Below are 1,181 nucleotides of genomic sequence, written 5' to 3' on the forward strand. Positions count from 1 at the left end.
GTGAGTGAAGTCTTCATCTGCGACGGCATCCGCACCCCCATAGGCCGCTACGGCGGCGCCCTCTCCGGCGTGCGCGCCGACGACCTCGCCGCCCTGCCGATCAAGGCGCTGATGGCGCGCAACGCCGGCCTGGACTGGTCCGCCCTCGACGACATCTACTACGGCTGCGCCAACCAGGCCGGTGAGGACAACCGCAACGTCGCCCGCATGGCCGGCCTGCTCGCCGGCCTACCGGTCGAAGTCCCCGGCGCCACCCTGAACCGCCTGTGCGGTTCCGGCATGGACGCGGTGGGCACCGCCGCCCGCGCCATCCGCGCCGGCGAAGCCGGGCTGATGATCGCCGGCGGCGTCGAGAGCATGAGCCGCGCGCCCTTCGTGCTCGGCAAGGCCGATTCCGCCTTCTCCCGCAGCGCGAAGATCGAGGACACCACCATCGGCTGGCGCTTCGTCAATCCGCTGATGAAGGCCCAGTACGGCATCGACTCCATGCCGGAGACCGCCGAGAACGTCGCCGAGGAGTTCAAGGTCAGCCGCGCCGACCAGGACGCCTTCGCCCTGCGCAGCCAGCAGCGCTACGCCGCCGCCGCCGAGCGCGGCTTCTTCGACGGCGAACTGGTGCCGGTGCACATCCCGCAGAAGAAGGGCGATCCCCTCATCGTCGCCCGCGACGAACACCCGCGCGCCACCACGCTGGAAGCGCTGGCCAAGTTGAAGGGCGTCGTCCGCCCGGACGGCAGCGTCACCGCCGGCAACGCCTCCGGCGTGAACGACGGCGCGGTCGCCCTGCTGCTGGCGGGCGAGGCCGAAGCGAAGCGCCACGGCCTCCAGCCGCGCGCCCGCGTGCTCGGCATGGCCACCGCCGGCGTGCCGCCGCGCATCATGGGCATCGGCCCGGCGCCGGCCTCGCAGAAGCTGCTGCAGCGGCTGGGGCTGAAGCTGGAGCAGATCGACGTCATCGAACTCAACGAAGCCTTCGCCGCCCAGGGCCTGGCGGTGACCCGCCAGCTGGGCATCGCCGACGACGACGCCCGCGTCAATGCCAACGGCGGCGCCATCTCGCTGGGCCACCCGCTGGGCGCCTCCGGCGCCCGCCTGGTGCTCACCGCGATGCGCCAGCTGGAGGCGACCGGCGGCCGCTATGCGCTGTGCACCATGTGCATCGGCGTGGGGCAGGGCATCGC

At 72.6% G+C, this 1,181-nt stretch carries 1 protein-coding gene; it reads left to right on the forward strand.

Features of this window, described 5'->3' with window-relative positions:
* The coding region (pcaF, locus tag GRF61_RS24145) for a 3-oxoadipyl-CoA thiolase (RefSeq protein ID WP_211166189.1) at nucleotides 1-1,181 on the forward strand (1,181 nt) is incomplete at both ends.

Origin of the sequence: Azoarcus sp. TTM-91, from assembly GCF_012911025.1 — a bacterium.
In the GTDB taxonomy this organism is placed as follows: Bacteria; Pseudomonadota; Gammaproteobacteria; order Burkholderiales; family Rhodocyclaceae; genus Azoarcus.